The sequence below is a fragment of the Vibrio sp. T11.5 genome (assembly GCF_027587155.1).
Lineage (GTDB): Bacteria > Pseudomonadota > Gammaproteobacteria > Enterobacterales > Vibrionaceae > Vibrio > Vibrio neptunius.
The window spans coordinates 65,782-84,853 of the sequence record NZ_JAPPTP010000005.1; the positions used below are offsets into that span (position 1 = coordinate 65,782).

A 19,072-nucleotide genomic window follows, 5' to 3' on the forward strand; every position below is an offset into this window, starting at 1 on the left:
TAGCCCTTTCTTGAACGACAAGCATACCGTTCAGCTTCGCCTAAAAACTCTGCATGAAATCCCTCTAATAGCGAGGTAAAAACCGTTTCCATTCGGTTAGGGTAAACGGATACTCCCCGGTTACATCTACCGTTGAATACCAGCTCTGCTTCGCGCCAGTATTAATGCCCTGATAATTAAATATCAGCTTAGACACCAACCTATCGCCGCTCCAATCGGTCACCACTTCCACATTCACCAACTGGTAGCCATTAGGGTTTGGGCCGCTTGGGTTGGGGTTGTAACATAAGTTATACGACTCGCTGAACACCTTGCTGTTGTTATACAACGTATAGTTAAGCGCTCTGTCTTCATTCCGTATGCCGTTGTTACTATTGAGTGAACGGATCTCTTCTACCAGCTCTTTCATGTTCGTGTTTTGAGACTCTAAATGGTCTTTATTTACTGGAGTAGAATTACAAGGGATCAGGTTGCTCACTAATACGCGACCATCTTGCATCATTTGCCCAATCAAAATTACGGGTTGCGTTTCTAAACCAAGCGCTGCAACGAACTGGCGCATCCTATCATCTGAGTCAGTAATTAAGGTATACACTTCATCGTTATCCACATTGCTGAGTAGCCAATTCATCTCGCGTGCCACATATTCGTTTTCAGGCAGCCCTAACCCTTTAAATAGCAGAGGAGTGAGTTTGGCATCTTGATTGAGCTTGGCAAGCGCTACATCATCGTCGACGGATTTTATGCTCGATACATCTACTTGCGACAATACGCAAGCTTGATAGAACTCTTTCTCGACACTTAAGTTCGGAAAATGCGCGTTCACATGGCCCACCACATAAATATACTCCTGCGTGGGCGGGTAATTGATTTGCTCTAGTGGGCTGATATCCGTACTTTTCGACTCATCGAGTGTCCCAATAGCGCGCTGGGCCGTTATGCTTTGGGTATTCACGTTTTGGGCATTCACACTCTGAGAATTAACGGGTTCAAACGGTTTGCTTGTGGTGTGTTGGGTTTGCATTGTTATATCCCTCCCCTTTAGGCCGCTTTTGGCACATAATTTCTTAGTGGAAAATCAACAAATGGGTATTCATCTGTCACATCAATGCCGCAGGAATAGAAACTTTCTAAGCTCTGACTCTTATAGGTGAGGATCATCTCTATCAATAAACGGTTGGAATCCTTGGTATAAGGTTGATACTGGATTTCAATAAGTTGTCCAGACAGATCGAGTTTGCCTTTAATCAGCGAATTAAAATTAAACACCAAATAGTTCAAGGCGCGGCGAGAAGCACTAAACCCATCGTTGTGCTTAATAACAATCGGCGGCGTTTGCTTGGCAGACTGGGTGATAACGTGATTACATACCACACTTGGCAGCTGTAGATCGCTGTCTGACGGTTTTAGCTTTCCCTCATTCTTAGTACTTGTCACCATTGTCCCAATAAGCGCTACCGTGTCCCCCACCACGCTATGATTTAACGCCGCAATCAAGGCATCCAATTCGTTGGTGTATTTTGGCACAACCATATAAGTGTCGACGTCATTTATCGTAAACACCCAGCTGGCTTTTTCCGCGATGTAGGCATACGGGCGAAAAGTGATACTTTGGTTGTTACTGGTGGTTTCACTGTAGCTGAATACGCCATAATAGTCGTCGTCAGCTAAGCCCAGTGCTTTGGCAGCCGCGTCAAACTCTTTTTGTAAGTCGCGGCATAAGTAGGGGCGAATCGATCCCAGTGCGTACACATACGACCCGCCCATAATTTGGTTAAAGGTATTCATACCCATGTGTATCTCCTTAATAATTGTTAGCCATTAGCCTGCCATTAACGTAAATGGCATATACTTTTGCAGTGGCGTGTTTACAAACGGAAATTGGTGGGTTACATCCACACTGCAATGAAAATAAACCTCTGGCGGGTGACCGTTGTCTCTGCCCTTGTTTTTGTAGCTGAAGGTCAAATCCACAATGACATGTGGCGAAGCCAAATCACTGTAACTGGCGTTAACATCTTGCAAAAAGTAGCCAGCGACACTGGTACCCTCGTCTTTTTGCATGGTATGAGTGGTCAGATAAAGCTCAGGGTAGCGGTACGCAAGGTAGTTCTTGGCGCGGCTGAAATCACTGCGGCCTTGATTAGGCTGATACTCCAGTCCCTTCAATACATCTTGAATCACGGATGTGTTAACGCCTGTTTGCTTTTGCAGCATATCGTGCAAGCTGTCTAAGGTTTGGCTAAACAGGTGGTTACACACCACTTTGGTTAACCCCGTTTCCTCGTTATCACTGCCCGTAGCGCTGGCGCCGTCATCAACCACACCAACCACAGTCGAGAGCACCGAAAGTAAACTGTTCTCTGGCGGTTTTAGAGCCTGAATAAAGCACATTAACTCCGCTTTTGAACGTGGCTGCAACTGATAGGTCTCTTTATCGTGAATAGAGAGCACCCACTTGATCTGCTCGGCAATGTAGAAGTATGGGCGATGGTTGTTACCTTCAACATGGTTAAGCACGGCGTAATAGTCGTATTCACTCACATTAAGGTTTTGAGCTGCGCTGTAGAAGGCTTCAAGCAAGCCCTGATTTGGGAATTCAGGCTTTAGCACCCCGACCGCATACACATAGTCGTTGTCACGGCTACGATACTGGCGTTGAATTACCGCTTCGGGCTCATCGGAATTGACACTCTGCTCTGCGTTAGGCACAAGTGATGATCCTAAATCGCCTTGCGATTGATCATGGCCTTCTACTGGCTCAAGCATTTCTTTGCCATTGGTATGCTGGCTTGCCGCCTGAGGACTTAGATCTGCGGCTGGCTCCGCTTCTGGTTCTGCGTGCGCTGCTGTATTGAGCCCTTCGGTTACCGAGGCGTCTTCTGCTGGTATTAATTGCTCAAGTTGTTCTGATGGTGACATACCTAGCTTCTCCCTTTTGTATGACCCAAGCGACGCCAAAAAAGGGGCGATGGGCAAATCATCACGAAATAACGAATAGCTTTACTCTACCGATTAGAAGGCAAATTGAATTGGTTGAAGCTAAGGTTGGTTAGGTAAGACCTAGGTAAAGATAGGTAAGAATGAGTACATACACCCAAGACAAACACTGACGTGAAAAACGCTAAGGTGCAGGCCGCAAGTAAGCGAGACAAACCTTGGGCCTGCGAGTGAAGTGGGTTATTGCGGCTTGATCCAGCGGATTTTGCAAGCGCCGCTGTTATCACCAATGGTAAAGGTTTGGATGCCACCACCGGCTTCGGTTTTTGGGCCGCATTGAACGTTATCTAACACGATAGCTCCATTTTGCACGTTGCCATTACCTTGTGGGCAAGCACAATCGCCGCCGCCAAAGTAGCCAACTGAATACCCTGCATCGGTAAGTTCACTAATAAACTTAGTATCTCTCACGCTCTGTTTGAGGTTTTCATTATCAAACCAAATAGTCACATCTATCGGAAGGCCAAGAGACTTGAGCCTATGCATTATATTGGCCGCAGTCACTTTTAGTGGCCGATAGTTAGGAAAGATATCATGCAGAATTGCCATTATTTCATGCCTGAAATTATTAGTGAACTTTCCTTTAACCTTATTTCCCTCCTCAATAATACGCTGACAAAGAGTTGAAACTGGATCATCACTACCGAGGGTCCAGCTTAAGATTCCTGATATCCATTGATGATCGGATATTATGTTGCTTAAATGCTCATGAAGACTAGTTGTGTTAATGTCATTGTCTGTCTTTGGTTTCGTAAGGTGACTCCATCCCTCAATAATCACTACGTCCATAATTGCTTTAGCTAAAGACTCCATCGCTTCTAACCACTTACTCTCTGTATGTTCGGCAAATTTAATCAACGGCATCATTGCCAAATCACAGCCGTTGGGATCTAATATTGAAGCTAACTCTTGAACACTAAATGCCGATAGATCCTGGTCATCAGCCTCAAAACTTATTTCCCTTAAACAAAACTGATAGTCATGTGCTTTGGCATAGTTGGCTTGCAAATACCCTTCTGTTACTACCCGATCAGCCTTAAAACCGTTTGCATTCGCCGATGCGTTTTCCGTTTTCAGTTTTAAACTGGCATTGGCGGTTGTGGTCGCTTTTGCCACTGCTGTGGTCGCAGCTACGGTTGCGTCTGCAATGGCCTTTGATAGCTCTTCTGTTGTTAATCCTGTCACGTTTATATTCGCCGCCATAATCCTTTCCCCTCTGTCGTTGTTTCCGCACAATTGCGAATTAAAACAAGCTATTTACCTTGGCTTGCTAAGTTAACTATATGCAGCGTAGAAACTACCAACTTGGCAGATGTTGGCACTTAAATGGGATTAATTCGGAGGAGGTTGGTAAAACCTATTGCGGCGTGGGAAGTTCTTTGTACCGATGTCAAAATCACTCGGGTATTTAGGGTATTTAGGGTATTAGGCATGATTGAAGGCGCTGATAACCGACATTACCAGCGCGTTTGATTGGTTGAACCGTTCTCTTTTTCGATCCCTTCCAGCAAGTCACTTAAGCTGATCACGTTGCGTGATTGAGCGATGGCCTTTAGCGACACATAACGAATTACATTCATAATCGATGCGCCCGAGAGGGGATATTGCAGGGCTATCTGCTTTAAATTGACATCTGGTGCCAGCTCAGCTTTGGCAGAGAATCCATTTTTCCACATGGCTAGGCGCTGGTCCGATTCCGGTTTCGGGAACGCCACCACGGTTTCAAAGCGGCGAAAGAAGGCATCGTCGACGTTGTCTTTGTAGTTGGATGCCAAAATCACTAGCCCGGTAAAACATTCAATGCGTTGAAGTAAATAGGCGACATTTTGGTTGGCGAACTGATCGTTTGAACTGCTGGTTTGGGTACGCTTACCAAACACCGCATCGGCCTCATCAAAAAACAGTACCCAGTCATTTTGCTCGGCGAGGGCAAACACCCGCGCTAAGTTCTTTTCAGTTTCGCCAATGTATTTAGAGTGAATTTGCGACAGATCCACTTTATACACATCTTTACCCAGTAACTGGCCAAGTAAGCCTGCTGTCATGGTTTTCCCTGTGCCGGAGGGGCCATAAAACAGCGCGCGATAGCCGGGTCGAATGTGCGCCCCCATTCCCCATTCATTGGCCAGTGTATGCCCGTGCTGCGCCCAGGCGTGAATATCATCCAAATGTTTTAGAACGGCATCGGGCAGCACTAAGGATTCAATGTGATGCTTGGGCTCGACCAACTGAGCAGGAAAACCTACCCCCTTTGCCGCTTTAGCAGACGTTCCTAAAGTAAGCAGAGCGTTGTGATTGGCATTAAATACCAGTGGCAGTTTTAATGGGTTGGTTAGGGTAAATTCGGGCTGCTCTAACTCAGCAGCAACCGCAGCTTGCCCCTGACTTAGGCTATTCACATCCCCCGACAAGGCATGGCTTAACCAGTGCTGCACGTTTAAGCGGGTAGCAATACACTCTCCCCCTAAAAGAAATGCAAGGGTTTCGCCGTTGGCTACCACTGCCCCGTTTGCTTCTGCACCGCCAAATTCGGTATAGGGGCGCTCTATGTTGTCGTTGCGCATCATAAGCACATCTAACACTTGCGGCTTTACCGTGGGCATCAGTGCCAGTGCCAATAAAAGTTGCGCGTCGAAATCCAGCTGATGGCTGGCAACGAACGTGGCTAACGTTCCTTCGTAAATCGTCACCTCGGGCGGGGGAATATCGCGCACGCATGAATAAGGGCACTCTTGTCCAAAATAGAGCTGCAGCCGCGTTTGAATTAGGGTTTCACACCAGTGGGCATACTCGGTAATTAAGGAAGCGTTACTGGCTTCTTTGCGCCCTAAACCAATATTCACAGGTGAATCTAACTTTTTGTTTTTATATGAAATGACATTATAGTTGATCATCTAAATTCCGCAGTTAACGGGGGGATTTAATGCTCAGTATCCACTGTGTTGTATTTGTCGTCTTGGAATAATCATTGATGTGGTAAGTAAAAGCGCGGATCGAAGTTCCGCGCTTTGCGATGGGAGGCTAGTCTATTAGCTCCAAATACTTCGGACTGGCGTAACCTGTTTGGCCGTCATCCGCTCTTATATAATCCCAGTCATTAGTCGAGAACTGTTTTGTCACTATTTGTCTAGCAGAAAGTTTGCCAATGACAGGAGCAGAAAGGGAAGGAGCTGCGTGTAAATTCAAGTTACTCCTATCTGACACGTTTACCCTATACGTTGAAACACCTAACCTGAATGGCCCTACTGCCCCAAGTTCATCATAATCGACCGACAAGGTTCCAATCTTATCGGATGTGACTTGGTAGACTTCTTTTGCCCCCTTTATCTCTGGCTGTCCCGAGCGCGCTTTTGTTCCATCCATCGTTAACTGCCGAATATCATAAGCGCTGTTCTCTATTGCCTGCTCGGTGCCTTCATAACTCGTTGAACACGACAGCCATCGATGTTGGCATAATCCGGCCTCATATAACAAAGTGCAAACCATTCCCGAACCATACACACCTACTTCAAACTTACCATCTAAGATTTTGTTCACACTTGTAAAGTAACAACTAATTTCGTTATTCACTTGGGCTGTATTTGCATTGAAATCGACCGCGAAGTAAATCACACTCCCTGGGGGCTGCCCTACATCAGCCGCACACTGCAGGGCTTGCTGCGCGGCTGCACTGCCTTCACTTGCGTTAAAATCTGAAATCGAATTTTGTGCCTTCTGAAAAACAACAACGATGTGTAATCCAGCACGCGAAAGTGCCGTCGCTTCCGTTTTTGTTAAGCATTTGGTCGGTAATTCGGGTGAGTTCCCGTTATTATAATATCGACCAATATGAGTCACCCCTGCTTTTTTCAGCGCTTCGATGTTACTCGTTGTATCACATGACGCATCGATCATTTTTGGCATATTTTTCTTCCTATCTTGTATTTGTCGTATTGCTTGCGCACCTATCACGCCAAATAAAATTAATAGGAAAAACAGTGTTTCACTTGGAATATTCTATGGTTTTCCAAAAAAGTGCCTGTCCTATACCCTCTATTGCCGCATCAAGCACCATTAGCTGGCGTGACTATTCACAGGTAAAAGCTAAGGTGGTAGCTTGTGTTATCCACGACCACTTTTACACCGATGCCCACTCACATTTTCAAGACCATGGGGTAACATTACACGGTTATATTCAGTGGAAACCCGCAAGTAGTCGATCGTGATGAACGTAATTCGTTTTATCGTTGGCATTATAACCACACAGAAATGAGCGTCTCACACAGCGAGATACGCAATGATAATAGAGTGCGTTCCTTACGGTGCCTGTCCCATTAATTCGAATTTATTTCTGCCTATCCGATCCGCTTTCTAGGGGATTACTACCCCAGTTCCGCGCTGGCGTTTGAATTTTGGTAGCGCTGTACTAATGCTACTCGCACTGCCGACCATTTGGCCACGTTCAATATTGAAACAGCTATTAAGCCAAGTGTGGGAATTAAACCCAAGCCGCTCCAGTATGGGTGGCATCGCGTTGGGAATCACCCCTTTTTTACCTTTGCGAATGTGCCGCCCCGTCCAATCTACCAACTCTAAGTAATCCATAAGCCGAAACGGCAAACCTTCGGGTCGGTTTTTCCTCGGGTAGCCCGTAAATGGAAATAGGTTGGGCGGCGTAACTCGATGTCCTCCAACCGATTGGATGCGCAACTGCACCGAGGTATGGCTTGAGTTCTCTGGCGTATCGGCAATTCCCGCTCGCACTGGGTTGAGGTCGACATACGCCATGGCTGCGGCAAGGGCTTTTTCATCAAGTAGCGCTTGGCTTTTAAATCGCCCTTCCCAAAAGTGCCCAGTGCAATTGTCCTCTCTGTTAGCCTCGCTTGCAATAAACTGATTGATTAGGCGCATAAACCAACTAACACAATACAATCGCTCTCGCCAAGTTTCGATGATGCCCTGATACACCCGCAATTCTGGTTTAGTCAGTTTTTCTCCGCGTAATTTTCTTTGAACCATAACGGGAGCCAAATGAAAGGATGTCCATCGTTCAATGACTTGCTGCTGCGTTAATGCTTGAGCTTTGCCACGGTTCACATGCAGCACAATATGGTAATGATTACTCATTACTGCATAGGCGCACACATCGATGCAAAATGCCTTGGCTACCGCTTGAATACGAGTTTCTACCCACCCTTTTCGGTGTTCGTAGTTGGTTTGGGTGGTGGCATCAAAGCCACACAGAAATGAGCGTCTCACACAGCGAGATACGCAATGATAATAGGGTGTGGCTTCTAAGCTAATTTGTTGGCTACGTGCAGTTGGCATGCGTGTTCCTTCTTGTCATACGCTGACTTTAGTTCACACCATTAGCTTAGAAAAGCACACTTTCTTGTTTCAAGAGTTCCCTACTTTTTAGTTGTAATCGATTGGTTTGTTAGTTATCGAAAGACGTTTCTTAAAGTGTCTGTCCCAGCGTTTCTTAAAGTGTCTGTCCCAGTAATTTGGCAAGGGCTTTTTCATCAAGTAGCGCTTGGCTTTTAAATCGCCCTTCCCAAAAGTGCCCCGTGCAGCTGTCTTCTTTGTTGGCTTCGCTTGCAATAAACTGATTGATTAGGCGCATAAACCAACTAACACAATACAATCGCTCTCGCCAAGTTTCGATGATGCCCTGATACACCCGCAATTCTGGTTTGGTCAGTTTTTCTCCGCGTAATTTTCTTTGAACCATAACGGGAGCCAAATGAAAGGATGTCCATCGTTCAATGACTTCCTGCTGCGTTAATGCTTGAGCTTTGCCACGGTTCACATGCAGCACAATATGGTAATGATTACTCATTACTGCATAGGCGCACACATCGATGCAAAATGCCTTGGCTACCGCTTTGATACGAGTTTCTACCCACCCTTTACGGTGTTCGTAGTTAGTTTGGGTGGTGGCATCATAGCCACACAAAAATGAGCGTCTCACACAGCGAGATACGCAATGATAATAGGGTGTGGCTTCTAAGCTAATTTGTTGGCTACGTGCAGTTGGCATGCGTGCTCCTTCTTGTCATACGCTGACTTTAGTTCACACCATTAGCCTAGAAAAGCCCACATTCCTGTTTCAAGAGTTCCCTACTTTTTACATGTAATTGATTGGTTTATAAGTTATTGATAGACGTTTCTTATTGTGTCTGTCCCATTTATGTTTGTTTGGGTTCGAGCGTCAAAACGATTTTACTATTGCCGCATCAAGCACCATTACCTGACGTGACTATTCACAGGCAAAAGCTAAAGTGGTGGCTTGTGTTATCCACGATCACTTTTACACCGAGGCCCACTCACATTTTCAAGACCATGGGGTAACATTACACGGTTATATTCAGTGGAAACCGGCAAGTAGTCGATCGTGATGAACGTAATTCGTTTTATCGTTGGCGTTATAACCACACAGAAATGAGCGTCTCATAGCCTTAGGTTTTCAGGAAAGGCGATACTCAATGATAATAGGGTGTGGCTTCTAAGCTAACTTGTTGGCTATGTGCAGTTGTCATGCGTGTTCCTTCTTGTCATACGCTGACTTTAGTTCACACCATTAGCTTAGAAAAGCCCACATTCTTGTTTCAAGAGTTCCCTACTTTTTAGATGTAATCGATTGGTTTGTTAGTTATCGAAAGACGTTTCTTAGGGTGTCTGTCCCACTAATTATTTTCTTATTTTCTGATTTTTATGCAACTATCCCCCCGCTTCCTGTTCCCCCATTCCCACCTTGGTTATTATTGTCATTATTGGTGTTTTTTCTTGGGTCCCGCATATATTTTATATATGCGGGATATCTTAGCTTTATCTTCTCCACTAACGTTTTCAATGCATCATCTAATTTTAGTAGTCCCTGTAAAGCATCTTTTTTCTCATTTTTGTCCCCACTAGTTATTGCGTCCTTTACCCTGGAATCGACACATGCTTCAGGTATACTATTTAGCAAGTCCCTTAGCCTATCTTTGTTTGTCGCTATGAACCCAGCAAGTTCTTTATTATCCCCAAATTGAAGGATGGCTCCAAGGCTATCGTTTATAGCTGTAAGCTCATCTTTTAGCTTCGGAAATGCTACGAGATTGGTGTCTGCACCTTCTACCTCTTTCTCTTCGGCCGTCGCGAGTGCTCTATTTTGATTTATTATATTAAACAGTTCTTGAATAGAAGCATCGTCTAAAAATGATGGTAAATTCTCAAATATTTTCGGAAATGCTTTTGATATATTGTTACAGTAATCGTTGCCCTTTTGTTTATCGTTGCCCTTTTGTTTACCGTTGTCCCCTTTCTTTTCTTTGCCCATTTGTATTGCCATCTTTCGATTTGTTGTAATGCATGGAATTACTTTAATGTCCTTTTTTTCAACAACATCCTTTCCCTTGAATCCCCTTATTTTGTCCGGTGATTTTATTTTCATCGGGCTTATTGTCACCCTTTTTTCTCTTTCCGGTCTCTCTATTTTTTTTCCATATACTATTTCATACATACGCTACTCCTCGCTGTACTTTCTCGGCTTGTTCTTCGCTGGTATTCTCCACTTCTCGTCAGTATCTATTTCTTACAACCTCCTCGAATTTCCGCTTATTATTTTCCCCCCGCATAATTGCGTCTCCATCAGCCACTAGGTGATATTTGTTGTAGTCTTGCAAAAACTGTTTTGTTGTTGCCCATGCTAAGTTACTGGTCTCGAACTTATGAGTCATATTAGCTCCTAGTCCAAGCGCGTCTACGAATTCCCGGGCTAGTTCTGTTTCTCCCTTCGTCGTAATTGAAATCTCACAGTGTGGTGTTTTTTTATCCATATTGTGTGTTCCATCATAACTCACTTCGACTCCGAGGTCCGCTATGCCTAAGAGTTTATCAACGAAGTCTTGATCAAAATTCACCTCGTTAGGCCAAAGCTTTTTCGCTGGTTGCGTTCCCTTTGTTTGTAGTTCTGTTGCTAATTGTGTCACCCCACTTATGTAATGATTGAGAACAATTCCTTTACCCCTGTAATCATTAATAAGTTTGTGTGACCTTCTGGTCGAGCTCCGATGGGCCACGTTACCCTTTATTTGGACTACACTGTTTTTTTCCTTTCGTTTTTCTGTATACATAGTTTAAAACCTTTTAATTTGTCACTTGTCATACGCTAAATTAGAAAATTAGACTGTCTGTCCCATTAATACCTGACTTTCTGATATTCAACACTGGTTGAGTGTTTGCATAAAAACTCAACAACTTCACTTGTACCACCATTATTTTTAGCGATAGAATTAACAGCCGACCTTTGTTTACTATTTTTTAGCTTTCCAACATAAGAATATATTTATCAAGCCTCTCTTATTTTACTCTTAGGTTTTGTTGTTGGGATTCCTTGAGCGAAATCGAGTTAGATAACAACTATGCTGTTTCAATGTAGAGATTGATTCTGCTCATTGTCCGACGGCTTATAAACCTTCATTCCAATCCCGTTGACAACTTTTACTTCTGTATCATCAATAGTAAAATGTGTGGGAGTTACAACATTATTAGTTCCGCGGATACTGTAATGAACACTAATAGGCTTACTGGATTAGAATACGTGCACTCCTGTTTCCTTAGCTAAATTGAGTGCAAAAATCTTTTCAAGCCCGGTAGAACCACTCCCTGTAGAACAAGCTACCAAAACTATTTTTGATAGGGTTTTATTTGTAAGATTCTTTCTAGTCCACTCTTGAGGTAATACGCCAGCATCATTGAATCCTATAATGCCTGTTGGTGCTCCGTGTGTGACAATGTAATCTTAGAGTGTCTGTCCCACTAATTTTTCTACCTTTTAATTCGACTATCTCATTAACATTTATGGCTCTTTAACATCTTATTAGCTGTTAATGACCCACACCTTTATTTTCAAACGATCCATCACCCCCGATGGCGAACAGAAATTTCCAAACCCTTTCTCATCAAGTGCGTATCGTTCTCGGTAGCCTTTGAGCTGGAGTGCCCAAACCATGCCAGGTGATATCTAAGGCCTATTAGGGTGTCTGTCCAACCACCTTATCACCTTATTGAGTTTTTCATTAACATAGATAGCTCTTTAATAACCTGTCTAGCGGTTAAAGTGTCATTATGTACGTATAGATCTCGGTTACCTTTACGCTAAGTGCACCGCTCTCACAAATGAGTCACAATAGATTGCTTTAAGGTATGAAGTGAAGTTTTTGATTTACTCCCCGCGGTTTCACACAGGTGCCATATGAACAACTTCTATAAAAGGAGAATTATTTATATCTACATTGAAGCCGATCCTTAACCTCCCTCGTCTTTGGTGATTATTGTTAAATACCACATCATCATCAATCTTAAACTGCCAATAGGGAACGTCATTAGGAGTGTCAATTTCGTAGTAACCATTAGCCCTATAGATATTCGGTGAGCTAATAATCGCATCAAGCACGATATCTTCAGTGGTATAACTCCATTGCCCATCTCCTCTTTCTATAGCTTTCGTCTCAGCATCCCATTCATTAACCGCTATATGCCGTCCCTTGAAGTCAGGCGATAACAGTATTCCGTTTGCTAAAACAACTTGCGCGCCTATCCCTACTCTATCTACCATCATCCTCTGTGTAATCATGTTTAGAGGGGGTGATTTAGTATTGTTGTTTGAGCTAAGTGATTGGTTCCTTCGAAAGCTTGGTGCTCTAGAGATGTTTTTCGCTTCCCAATATGCCCGAGCAATCGAATTACTGACTGTCCCATTTTTATTCGCTTTTAGTTTCTCAACTTGTGCATACATATCTCAAACCTTTTTAAATCGGATTTTATTCATTGTTATTGGCTGTCTTCATTGCCTATAACATGGTGGCAAAGCCACCATGGACTTTCCCTTGACAATCTTTTTAACCTTGATGGCTCCATTAAGCCGCCAATGAACCCTTTAACCTCACGTCCAAGCGCACTGTTAAAGCCTTGCTGTGGACTAACTGGCATGTTCAAAGTTACGCCCCCATTTGCCCCACCCTTACCGCCATTTCACCAAGTTCGGTGGCATGTTGCTCTAGCCTTGGGTCGTCGTTTACTGCTACACCATTGACTTCAATGGTTGGCTCTACCATGCCCATTTTTTGTTGGACTACGTGGCCAAGCTCATGCGGTAGGTGGCTTTCTTGCCCTGGGGCGAGGTAGATGTCTTCCCCTTGTGCGTAAGCGTGAGCCTGAACTTGGGCTGGCTTGTGTGAGTTGTAGTGCACGCGCACCCGTTGCAGATTTACACCCGATATACGCTCCATGCCTTGGCGCAGGCTAACAGGCAAAGGCTTCGTTGCCACTTTAACGCATGGCGAAGCCGCATTACTTGCCGCACGCTGCGCTAACCATTTGTGGTGCTTCACGCCAAACAGTGGCGGGTTTATCCGTTTTAAGCTTGTCCGTTTTAAGTATGGCTGCGTTTTCATTGGCGTTACCGTCCTTGCTTGCCTTTTTAACTTTGCTATATCTTTACTTTATGCTGGTTTTTACTTGGCGACTTGGTATAACCGATGCCGTCGTTGGTAAAGTCAAGGTTAGGGTGAGTTGTCAAATGTTAAAAAAACCTCTTCACAAATAGCCTTGCCCTGAGGTGTGAAGAGGCGGTTGAAATGAGCCATCAATACACTGGGTACGGATGACTCGTTGGCTAGCCGTTACAGGCTATTCGGTTGCAGCAACTGCACTTAGCGCTTGTTGCTCGGCATCTTTTACGGCTTGGGCAACATTATTGGTTCCGTAAATTTGCCTAGCGACACTCTCATCAGTGTAAGCAACACTATGGCTGGCGACTTGCTCTTGATGGATCACCTCTTGCTGTGCATGGAACTCTTGTGTGCTGTCAGATTGTTTTCTTTGGCTCATGATGTTTCTCCTTGGTTAATTTCGCTATTTCTTGCCTTGTGTTACAAGTCCTAACATGGGTAGACAACGTTGAAATGCTTGTTGGCTACGGATGTGTTATTTGGTTAAGCCAGTGGTGAAAATTCACCCTCTACCCATACGTCGTTATTGGCGAACAGGTTTATAAGCTCGTGTGGCCGTGAATGTGCCAGTTCTAAAAAGCTGGCTTCCCATATATTGCGGTTCGATTTAACCTTTATGACGTTATGTAAATCTCGCTTCCAGTCTATGGGCAAAAACACACATTTTTCGGTGTCGGTGCCACCGTATACTTTGTCTTCTGCCGACAAGCAGACTAATCGTCGTTTATTGGTTTGCGTCAGTTCCGATTCTAATACCAGGTAACTAAGACAAGATCGCAGCCAAGTTGCTATGGTTTGAGGCTCTTTTGAGCTGACGGCCTTAGACGCTAGTACCTGAGATGCTAACGCATTCGAAACCTTTACTTGCCCGCCTTCCTTACTCACTAACTGTTTGTTTACCGCATCTGGTTTCGCTGTTTGTTGATTTGTTGCTTTCCTATATGACTTGCCTACTGGCGCAGTGTTCTGTCGGCCTGATTTCGATGTTTCTGTGTTCAATGAGCTTGACCTTGCCTGGTTTAAGGTTTGTATTATGTCTATTGCCATGCTTCGGTATGCAATGCTGTCGTGTTCAACCTCTGCTTTCGCCCCTTTGGCATCAGTTTTTGCAGGCGCTGCTTGTTGGTGGGCTTTGTAGCCTGCCATTAACGATTTTGCCATTGCTAACCTCGCCAGCACTAAGGGCGTTCGGTTTAGCCCAAGTACGCGAATGGTCTGCTCGCCTTTGCTGGGTTTATCGTTATGCGCTCGCCAATCTTCGTACTGCTGCTGCGTTTGGCTATCGGTAAGCAGCTCGCCACTGGTGGTGAACTGGTTTGGAATACTGGCGGGCTTTTGCCACATCAGCACCTCCACTTGCGCTGGCGTTCGATCATGTTTGGCTTGGTAAAAGCGGCACACTTGATCAAAAGCGTAAGCGTGGCCGTTATGTGGATTAAAGCGGATATAATCACGCGGGTCTTCTTGATAGGGGTTAACCAGTAGTGGCTTCTCCTGGGTGACATCTTGTGCGTTGCGCTCACCCACAATTGGAAACTGGCCTGCTTTTTGGTCACTGTTACATTCTGGGCAGCTATAAACTAGGTTTGATTGGTCGTACGCATGCAAGTAGTAAGGCGAACAAGAGTGGCGTTTTTCACTACTTTGGCTGGCATCAGTATCTAACAAGGTGACGGGACGAAAGTGCCCAACTTCCCCTGCCCCTGTTGGCATTAAGAAGCTTTCGCAGTAACAGCAGCAGCAATGTGATAAGCGCTCTAACGCCGTATGAACATCACGGCTAGCGTATAGTGCCGGATCAAACGCTGCGTAAGTAAAGCCCACTTGCAGTGTGTCTTGCGCTGAAGAGCCCGTACTGCCATCACGCTGTGTGATCAGAACTAAGTTATTTGCCAGATCGGGCGCGTACCCTTCTTTTGATAACACTTGACGATCTTGTTTCGTTAGCGTGTGGTATTTGGGTGCTTGGCTCAGCCGCTCCACCAGCTCTTTCATCTGCTTGTTTGCAGCTGCCTGTTTTACGCTCAAATCAGCGCTTAACTCAACGTTAAGTTTGTCTAATTTAATCATACTGTTGCCTACTTGGTTGTCTTTTTGCCTTATTCGACCATTTTTGTCCTTGCAGAATGGTTATTCACTTACCCCATGAGGGGGATGCTGATCCACTGGCTCTTGCTGATTCATAGCTTCTGGCTGACTCATAGAGTGTGGCTTGGCTTCTGCGGTTAAAACATTCAACGCGGGATCGTCCATACTCAATAATTGCTGCTGATAGGTTTGCTGCTTTTCCATCATTTGCTGCTGCATGTCGAACGCGGCCTGTGTTAACGAGGCTTGTTTGTTCATCACTTGCTGCTGTTTGTTTTGATGTGTTGCCATGAGCTTACTTTCGTAACCCTGTGCGATGTTTGACATTGTTTCCGCTGCCTGGCTATTGAGCGTGCTAAGTGGGTTTGAGCTGCTTAAGTTCGAGCTAGGTGTACCTTGCCCATTATCTCGCCCTTTTCCATCTTTTCCCTCTTTGCCCAATATGGGTTGAGTGGGTTGAGGGCTTTGATCAAACTCTGAAATATCATTACCCAGATCTTGCTGCTGGTAAGCTTGCGATAGTGACGGGTGCTGCTGCATCAATTTTTGCCGTTCGCCGTCGATGTAATCCGACGACTGTTTCAACGAATGATTAATCGCTTGCATGGCGTCTGCGATTACGTTGTCGACATTTTTCATTATCGTGTTGGTATCCACGGGCAATGACATTTCAGCTAACCTCCGCATTGCATCGTACCTATCAAAGGCTGATGTCTCATTTAGCGTGTCGCTACCCTTTTTTTCATTCACACGACTCCCAATGTTTTGGGTTTTGTTTGCTGCGGATGATTGGCCAAAGGGGCGTGGCTGGGTGTTATTGTTCATGGTTCACCTCAATTGATTGACAGCGTGTGCGGTTTGTTGGTGTGCCCGTCTGCAATGCCCACTTTGCCTGCTTTTGTTTTGGGGATAGGCAAATCGCTATACACACTTAAACAGCCCACTTCATCGACGTTGACGATGATTTGTCGTTCCGGTAATGAATACAGGTAGTGACGATACTGGCCCGCTTGGCTCACATAACTGTCCGTTGCCAATTGCTCGCACAATACGCCCTGTAGCTGAGTTATGTAGGCATTAGACTTTTCTTCCAATGTCCCTTTTGCTCGCCAATCAATGTTTAACGCGATGCTAAGCACGCCAGCGGCAATACTGCTAAAGCCCAAGGTGTTGCCCGCGTCACCCCACTGAACAAACGCATTTTGCAGGGTGGTTTGATCCAATTCGAATGTCACTAGGGGACAGTCAAGCCTATTCAAGGCGATCTGATTGAGCGTAGCGAGCGCGTCTTCTACCGTGTGGTGCTTTGAGTCGATATGTGTCGCGACATGCAAGTAGGCGGCGTAGTTCAACCCAAAGCCTGTCAGTGTTCGCGAACCTGTTAATGCCCAATTCGCGGCTTGCGTTTTTATGCTCTGTTTTGCCGGAATGTATCGTTCGATGTACATCAAACTGTTGTAGCAGTTAATGCTGTCTTGCAATCCACTATTCCAAGAAAAAGGCACCGACGACTTACCGTGTTCAAACAAGGAAGCGACTTTGGTGAGCTCACTGTCGGTCACCAAATGGTTGCGGTTTAGTACGTCACTAACTTGGCTGGCCGACGCTTGATGCGCTTTGTTTTCTGTGCTCAGGGTATGCACGTCTTGTGTATCGACATCGAGCAGTTTTTTTATGTCTAGTGTCAGGTCAATATTAGGCAACGCCACATATGAGGTACCCGACAGCCCTAGCCCAATTTGCTCCATAAACCCATCTTCATTGGCAAAGGCTAAAGTATTCGTTGTATTAGCAATATTGATGTTGATCCAGGGTAGTGCATTCGGAAGCATGCCAACCAGCTCTTGATTGCGTGGCGTTAACTGGCTAAACGACTGCATTTCTGTCCCTTCGATTTTTATGGTCATGTCCCACTTCCTGTCCTTTGGCTAGAGTCTGTCTGAAAAATCTTGAATTACCTTGCTGGCCTTTTCACCGACGTTGGCAAAGTTGGTGGTACTTTGCTCTACCATGGTGTTCACCTGAGTCAGAATCTCTGCATAGGGCGTGGTTTCTCCGGTTGCGAGCATTTTAGACAGTGCCACCCCCATAGCCGTTGTCGCCATGGTGTTGATGTTTCTTAGGTTGTCTGTGGCATCTTGCACCGCTATGGCCGAAGACTGCGATATGGATTGAAGCGCTTTACCTGCGCCCGATGCTTTAATCACGTTGCCGGTTAATGTTGCCTCTTGGGTCTGTTTGACCGTTTCGACAATTTGAGTATTCACACTTTCATCTTTCATTGTGATTCCCCTGTTTGGATCCTATTTGATGGCTCTTGTTGATTTATGCTGAGCACCGAACGCCTAACGTTTGATTACACCAAGTTATCGAACTTGGTTTTCAGCTCTTTTGCGATGTTTTCAAGTAGTGCTTTTTCGTTCGCTTCGATGTTCTTTGCCACTTCTTCCACCGCTTTAACCAACGCTTCGTCAATCAAGGTTTTGGTAATCGATTTGTTGGACATTCTTAGTTCTTTAATCAATGCAAATTCCACTTCGTTTTTTAGCTTTTCCTCAGCGAGTTGCATTGTTTTTAGCTCTAGTTCAAGCGCTTCTTTCGTCTTAGATGGCGGCGCAACGGTTTCGGTTTTCAGAATTCGGGCACAGCTTGCGTTTAGGGCGGCACCTGCCGATGTTTGCGAGTTTTGTTGAGCCGTCACGGCATTGAACATTGTCATGCCAAGGGTTTCGGTTCCTGCTACGTCTAACATACCCATTGCCTGTGAAGGTGCGCCCCCTGTTAAGAGGGTATGTATTTGGCTCACCGAGTCGGTGACTTGATCGTTAACTGAGCTCATTGTCTTCTCCTAGTTTTTGACTTTATTTTGGCTACTCTGCTGCCTAGAGCTTTCCTGCTGCTGGAGGCTTACCCGCTGCCGCTGCGAGAATCATTGCGCAACATTGATTGACACTCGCATTTTGTATCAGTTGGCATTGCGCTTCGTTATGCACTGCATTTTCCATCAATAGCCCAATGGTGTTCGCCATGACGACATCAGTGACGGCCATTGCAAATGCGGGTGCCGAATCTATGCTCTCTTCTTCCATCTCATTCCCCCATGTGGGCACGTTTCCGACATGCCAGGTTAGTGCTTGGGGAAAGGCTTTCTAGAAATTCAATCTATCACCTTTAATTGGCGATATTGGCACAGGTATATTGCCAATATCGCCATTACGAATCGCCCTAGCGGTAGATTCGCTCTGAGCCGACAGCTGCCGCTGCAACATCCATAGCAAACATGGTGTTAACGCCTTGAACCAGAGCAGCTTGAGCTGTTACTCCATTGTTTTGCTGGCCAGTTGTCGCATTGTGCGCAGCATTAGATAGAGCTTGGCTTGTCGCTAACATAAAGTTACCTGTTGCCACTGCAGGTGCGTCACCCAGTACTTTTGTGTTTACTTGTGAGATTGAGTCTGTGATCTGACTGTTTACTGCCGTTGGAAATGCCATAATATCTTCCTTTTTAA

19 protein-coding genes and 1 pseudogene are annotated in these 19,072 nt (G+C 45.2%); all 20 read right to left on the reverse strand.

The window, feature by feature from the left end; all coding sequences use genetic code 11:
• Positions 1-64: 64 nt before the first annotated feature.
• Positions 65-1,024, reverse strand: a complete 960-nt coding sequence (locus tag OH455_RS07360; RefSeq protein WP_269980925.1) for a hypothetical protein — start codon at positions 1,022-1,024, stop codon at positions 65-67.
• 17 nt (positions 1,025-1,041) lie between these two features.
• On the reverse strand, positions 1,042-1,794 hold the full coding sequence (locus OH455_RS07365; protein ID WP_269980926.1) for a hypothetical protein: 753 nt from the start codon (positions 1,792-1,794) through the stop codon (positions 1,042-1,044).
• A 27-nt stretch (positions 1,795-1,821) separates the two neighbouring features.
• Entirely contained in the window at positions 1,822-2,922 is a 1,101-nt protein-coding gene (locus tag OH455_RS07370) for a hypothetical protein (RefSeq protein ID WP_269980927.1), read from the reverse strand.
• A 258-nt stretch (positions 2,923-3,180) separates the two neighbouring features.
• On the reverse strand, positions 3,181-4,203 hold the full coding sequence (locus OH455_RS07375) for a hypothetical protein (protein WP_269980928.1): 1,023 nt from the start codon (positions 4,201-4,203) through the stop codon (positions 3,181-3,183).
• Positions 4,204-4,457: 254 nt separating this feature from the next.
• Entirely contained in the window at positions 4,458-5,714 is a 1,257-nt protein-coding gene (locus OH455_RS07380; RefSeq protein ID WP_269980929.1) for an ATP-binding protein, read from the reverse strand.
• Positions 5,715-6,021: 307 nt separating this feature from the next.
• Entirely contained in the window at positions 6,022-6,903 is an 882-nt protein-coding gene (locus tag OH455_RS07385) for a glycoside hydrolase domain-containing protein (protein WP_269980930.1), read from the reverse strand.
• Positions 6,904-7,350: 447 nt separating this feature from the next.
• On the reverse strand, positions 7,351-8,307 hold the full coding sequence (locus OH455_RS07390) for a transposase (protein ID WP_269980931.1): 957 nt from the start codon (positions 8,305-8,307) through the stop codon (positions 7,351-7,353).
• A 178-nt stretch (positions 8,308-8,485) separates the two neighbouring features.
• Positions 8,486-9,019: pseudogene (locus tag OH455_RS07395) on the reverse strand (alpha-amylase family glycosyl hydrolase); the annotation flags it as partial.
• A gap of 672 nt (positions 9,020-9,691) precedes the next feature.
• Complete coding sequence (locus OH455_RS07400; protein ID WP_269980932.1) at positions 9,692-10,483, reverse strand: hypothetical protein; 792 nt, start codon at positions 10,481-10,483, stop codon at positions 9,692-9,694.
• A gap of 58 nt (positions 10,484-10,541) precedes the next feature.
• On the reverse strand, positions 10,542-11,096 hold the full coding sequence (locus tag OH455_RS07405) for a hypothetical protein (RefSeq protein WP_269980933.1): 555 nt from the start codon (positions 11,094-11,096) through the stop codon (positions 10,542-10,544).
• A 1,106-nt stretch (positions 11,097-12,202) separates the two neighbouring features.
• Entirely contained in the window at positions 12,203-12,760 is a 558-nt protein-coding gene (locus OH455_RS07410; protein ID WP_269980934.1) for a hypothetical protein, read from the reverse strand.
• A gap of 202 nt (positions 12,761-12,962) precedes the next feature.
• A complete protein-coding gene (locus tag OH455_RS07415) occupies positions 12,963-13,418 on the reverse strand; it encodes an eCIS core domain-containing protein (protein WP_269980935.1) in 456 nt (151 codons plus the stop codon).
• 235 nt (positions 13,419-13,653) lie between these two features.
• Positions 13,654-13,854: a hypothetical protein gene (locus OH455_RS07420; RefSeq protein ID WP_045974486.1), complete on the reverse strand. Its 201-nt coding sequence runs from the start codon at positions 13,852-13,854 to the stop codon at positions 13,654-13,656.
• A 104-nt stretch (positions 13,855-13,958) separates the two neighbouring features.
• A complete protein-coding gene (locus tag OH455_RS07425) occupies positions 13,959-15,545 on the reverse strand; it encodes a hypothetical protein (protein WP_269980936.1) in 1,587 nt (528 codons plus the stop codon).
• A 60-nt stretch (positions 15,546-15,605) separates the two neighbouring features.
• Positions 15,606-16,388 carry a hypothetical protein gene (locus tag OH455_RS07430; RefSeq protein ID WP_269980937.1) on the reverse strand — a complete coding sequence of 261 codons (783 nt, stop codon included), beginning with the start codon at positions 16,386-16,388 and terminating at the stop codon, positions 15,606-15,608.
• An 8-nt stretch (positions 16,389-16,396) separates the two neighbouring features.
• Positions 16,397-17,470 (reverse strand): hypothetical protein, encoded by a 1,074-nt coding sequence (locus OH455_RS07435; protein WP_269980938.1) that lies wholly within the window; start codon positions 17,468-17,470, stop codon positions 16,397-16,399.
• Positions 17,471-17,491: 21 nt separating this feature from the next.
• On the reverse strand, positions 17,492-17,845 hold the full coding sequence (locus OH455_RS07440) for a hypothetical protein (RefSeq protein ID WP_038162432.1): 354 nt from the start codon (positions 17,843-17,845) through the stop codon (positions 17,492-17,494).
• A gap of 74 nt (positions 17,846-17,919) precedes the next feature.
• A complete protein-coding gene (locus OH455_RS07445; protein ID WP_269980939.1) occupies positions 17,920-18,402 on the reverse strand; it encodes a RebB family R body protein in 483 nt (160 codons plus the stop codon).
• Positions 18,403-18,445: 43 nt separating this feature from the next.
• Positions 18,446-18,652, reverse strand: a complete 207-nt coding sequence (locus tag OH455_RS07450) for a RebB family R body protein (RefSeq protein WP_045986920.1) — start codon at positions 18,650-18,652, stop codon at positions 18,446-18,448.
• A 136-nt stretch (positions 18,653-18,788) separates the two neighbouring features.
• Positions 18,789-19,055 (reverse strand): RebB family R body protein, encoded by a 267-nt coding sequence (locus OH455_RS07455; RefSeq protein ID WP_038512346.1) that lies wholly within the window; start codon positions 19,053-19,055, stop codon positions 18,789-18,791.
• Positions 19,056-19,072: the final 17 nt, after the last annotated feature.

What these genes read in the sequence shown, in the direction of transcription:
- OH455_RS07360 (WP_269980925.1), bottom strand. Translation starts at nt 1,024, where the DNA reads ATGCAAACCCAACACACCACAAGCAAACCGTTTGAACCCGTTAATTCT.
- OH455_RS07365 (WP_269980926.1), bottom strand. Translation starts at nt 1,794, where the DNA reads ATGGGTATGAATACCTTTAACCAAATTATGGGCGGGTCGTATGTGTAC.
- OH455_RS07370 (WP_269980927.1), bottom strand. Translation starts at nt 2,922, where the DNA reads ATGTCACCATCAGAACAACTTGAGCAATTAATACCAGCAGAAGACGCC.
- OH455_RS07375 (WP_269980928.1), bottom strand. Translation starts at nt 4,203, where the DNA reads ATGGCGGCGAATATAAACGTGACAGGATTAACAACAGAAGAGCTATCA.
- OH455_RS07385 (WP_269980930.1), bottom strand. Translation starts at nt 6,903, where the DNA reads ATGCCAAAAATGATCGATGCGTCATGTGATACAACGAGTAACATCGAA.
- OH455_RS07390 (WP_269980931.1), bottom strand. Translation starts at nt 8,307, where the DNA reads ATGCCAACTGCACGTAGCCAACAAATTAGCTTAGAAGCCACACCCTAT.
- OH455_RS07400 (WP_269980932.1), bottom strand. Translation starts at nt 10,483, where the DNA reads ATGTATGAAATAGTATATGGAAAAAAAATAGAGAGACCGGAAAGAGAA.
- OH455_RS07405 (WP_269980933.1), bottom strand. Translation starts at nt 11,096, where the DNA reads ATGTATACAGAAAAACGAAAGGAAAAAAACAGTGTAGTCCAAATAAAG.
- OH455_RS07410 (WP_269980934.1), bottom strand. Translation starts at nt 12,760, where the DNA reads ATGTATGCACAAGTTGAGAAACTAAAAGCGAATAAAAATGGGACAGTC.
- OH455_RS07415 (WP_269980935.1), bottom strand. Translation starts at nt 13,418, where the DNA reads ATGAAAACGCAGCCATACTTAAAACGGACAAGCTTAAAACGGATAAAC.
- OH455_RS07420 (WP_045974486.1), bottom strand. Translation starts at nt 13,854, where the DNA reads ATGAGCCAAAGAAAACAATCTGACAGCACACAAGAGTTCCATGCACAG.
- OH455_RS07425 (WP_269980936.1), bottom strand. Translation starts at nt 15,545, where the DNA reads ATGATTAAATTAGACAAACTTAACGTTGAGTTAAGCGCTGATTTGAGC.
- OH455_RS07430 (WP_269980937.1), bottom strand. Translation starts at nt 16,388, where the DNA reads ATGAACAATAACACCCAGCCACGCCCCTTTGGCCAATCATCCGCAGCA.
- OH455_RS07435 (WP_269980938.1), bottom strand. Translation starts at nt 17,470, where the DNA reads ATGACCATAAAAATCGAAGGGACAGAAATGCAGTCGTTTAGCCAGTTA.
- OH455_RS07440 (WP_038162432.1), bottom strand. Translation starts at nt 17,845, where the DNA reads ATGAAAGATGAAAGTGTGAATACTCAAATTGTCGAAACGGTCAAACAG.
- OH455_RS07445 (WP_269980939.1), bottom strand. Translation starts at nt 18,402, where the DNA reads ATGAGCTCAGTTAACGATCAAGTCACCGACTCGGTGAGCCAAATACAT.
- OH455_RS07450 (WP_045986920.1), bottom strand. Translation starts at nt 18,652, where the DNA reads ATGGAAGAAGAGAGCATAGATTCGGCACCCGCATTTGCAATGGCCGTC.
- OH455_RS07455 (WP_038512346.1), bottom strand. Translation starts at nt 19,055, where the DNA reads ATGGCATTTCCAACGGCAGTAAACAGTCAGATCACAGACTCAATCTCA.